General features: G+C 37.0%; 4 protein-coding genes. 2 read left to right on the top strand and 2 right to left on the bottom strand.

Going from position 1 to position 2,613, the window contains the following annotated elements; all coding sequences use genetic code 11:
* Positions 1-111: 111 nt before the first annotated feature.
* Together QMD21_04010 and QMD21_04005 are read right to left on the bottom strand one after the other, a co-directional pair.
* The gene (locus QMD21_04010; protein MDI6855931.1) at positions 112-258 is read right to left on the bottom strand and encodes a hypothetical protein; all 147 of its coding nucleotides are present in this window, start codon (positions 256-258) and stop codon (positions 112-114) included.
* Between the two features lie 34 nt (positions 259-292).
* On the bottom strand, positions 293-1,213 hold the full coding sequence (locus tag QMD21_04005) for a TIGR00269 family protein (GenBank protein MDI6855930.1): 921 nt from the start codon (positions 1,211-1,213) through the stop codon (positions 293-295).
* 53 nt (positions 1,214-1,266) lie between these two features.
* On the opposite strand from QMD21_04005, the gene QMD21_04000 reads away from it, so the two are divergent.
* Positions 1,267-2,247 (top strand): asparagine synthase-related protein, encoded by a 981-nt coding sequence (locus tag QMD21_04000; protein ID MDI6855929.1) that lies wholly within the window; start codon positions 1,267-1,269, stop codon positions 2,245-2,247.
* 12 nt (positions 2,248-2,259) lie between these two features.
* The coding region (locus QMD21_03995; GenBank protein MDI6855928.1) for a radical SAM protein at positions 2,260-2,613 on the top strand (354 nt) is incomplete at its 3' end.

Here is a 2,613-nt window from a genome sequence, read left to right as displayed (position 1 = left end):
AAATGTTTATAGAGTGACTTTTAGCGTGAGAATTAGTTGAAAGGTTTTCTCCCTGACTCTATAGCTGTTATGCGCAGGCAAATCAAATCTTCTGCTAGCCGAACTTTGCTTCTAATATCTTCCGCGTCTTGCCGATCTGTGCTTTTGATAGCACTCCCTACAGTACACAGGCCTATCGCCGCTCGGCTTGAAGGGGACTTCACACTCTTTGCCGCAGTCAGCACATATTGCCTTGTGCATTTCTCTTTCTCCGTACATTTTTATTTGGTAAGAGTATGAGAGTTCATTCTATTTAATTTTGCGCAACCTTAATGCGTTTACCGAGCTCGCACGCCCTACATATTGCTTGAGTCGTAGGCTCTTTGCAAATTTCGCATTTCTTTAACTTCGGTTGAGGATGGCTTTTTCTTAGTGCCTCAATAATAGAATCGTAAGTTTTTAGAATGGCATGTCTTGTGCCAGGCGAATGAGATTCTAATTCATAAATTATTTTACGGTATAAGTTACGAATTGCGAGTTCTGCATAAGGACAGGAACTACGATAGAAATTTATTTTATTAAGCAAAGCATAAAGATAATTTTCTTTTTCAGGTATTATTCGTAAAGGAGCTATTCTCGGTATAAGCCCTTTCTGTAAGCTTGCATGAGGTGCTATACGTACTAACTTCTCAATATCGCCTCTTCCGATATTCATTAAAATAGACTGTATAGTATCGTCTAAGTTATGGCCTGTTGCAAGTAGTTGCGCATCGAGCTCTTTAGATTTTTTATTAAGACAATATCTTCTGAAAACTCCGCAGTAGGAACATGCAGAAAGATCTTTTGCAATTTTAGCAATTTCATCCATTTCATAGAAAAAATCTTTGAAAGATATTACGTAATGAGGGACGTCCCACTCTTTGCAGTTCTTCTTTAGCACAGCAATACTCCTATCGCGATAGCCTTTTATTCCTTCATCTACAGTTATAGAAACAAGTTCAAGATTTTTTCGAGAGCCTAAAATTTTTTTCAAAACAAAAAGCAAAACAGTACTATCTTTCCCGCCACTTGTAGCAATAGCAATCTTTTTCATACCTTGTAGGGAGCACTGTCTACGAAACTCTGCTTTAACCCTTTTTTCAAAAAAATCTATAAAATGCTCTCTGCATAAATGCGCTCCTGAGTAGCGAATGAAAGTTATCGCAGGCTTGGCGCATTTTAGACATGCTACCATAGAAGATAGAGATTGAGCTCTAGGGTAAAAAGGGTTTCCGCAAAGCAAAATATATGTGTTTACAAATTATCTATAGCGACGTGAGAGACTTAACTACCAAGCTAAAAACATTGCTTGAAGGCTCTGTGAGGAACAATCTGGCAGACGGAATATTGCTTTCGGGCGGACTGGATACAAGTATTTTAGCATATCTCGGCTCAAAACATAAGCACTTAAAGGCTTTCACTATAGCGATAAACCCTAAAGCTCCTGATATTAAATATTCCACTAAAATTGCAAAAAAACTGAAGCTTAAGCATCACGTTTACTATGGCAGTATAGATAGGCTTCTCCAAACAATGCCTGAACTGATAAAAATTCTCAAAACATTTGATCCCATGGAACTTAGGAATAGTGTGGTTGTCTATCTAGCGCTAAAACTTGCACGCGCTAACCACACAAAATCTATAATGACTGGTGATGGCGCAGACGAGCTTTTTGCAGGCTATTCTTATATGTTCGATAAAAGTGAAAAAGAGTTGCATAACTATACATCGGGACTATCAAAAGTTATGCATTTTTCATCTGTCGAGCTAGGTAGGAGGTTGGGCGTTGAGATCAAAACACCCTATTTAGATTCGAACATAGTTTCCTTCGCTCTAGAACTGGCAAGAAAGTTTAAAATTCAGGCTAGAAAAGGAAAAATCTACGGAAAATTTATTCTGCGCAAGGCATTTGAAAATGCTCTACCTAAAGAAATTATTTGGCGAGTTAAAACACCGATAGAGGTTGGCTCCGGAAGCACACAAATTACAAAAGTTATAGAATCAAAGATATGCGATGGAGAATTTAGGGAGAGAAAAGAAAAATACAATCAACAAGACAAAGTAAAAATTAGGGATAAGGAGCAATTGTATTACTATGAGATTTATAGGTCTGTTGTTGGAATACCATATCCAACAAATCCTAAAAGTAAAAAATGCCCTTTCTGCAACTCTACTATCACCTATGAGAGTAGTAAGTACTGTAAGGTATGCGGTGCTTATCCAATTTAGAAAGGTGTTAAGATGAATGTATACCATATAACTTACACACCAAAGATAAAAACAGCATGCGTTTACTTTGACGGCTGCAATTTTAACTGTCTGGGATGTATTAGGAAAAAAGATTGTTATGATATCCATCTTAGAAATAAAGATGAACCAAAAAATAAAACTCAGCGCTTGAGTTTAGCTCGGGTTTTAAAAATTTTAACTACCCTCAAAGCTGAGAAAGTGATTTTAATGGGTGGTGAGCCGACAATCGATTTGGAGATACTTAAATTAACCGAGATACTACGTGCTTTAGGCATTTACACATATTTACTAACAAACGGTTATATATTGAGTGATGAGCTAATACAAAGTATTAACGAGATTTGC

It is taken from the genome of Candidatus Thermoplasmatota archaeon (assembly GCA_030018475.1).
Taxonomy (GTDB): domain Archaea; phylum Thermoplasmatota; class JASEFT01; order JASEFT01; family JASEFT01; genus JASEFT01.
This window is presented reverse-complemented; position numbering and strand designations above follow the sequence as displayed.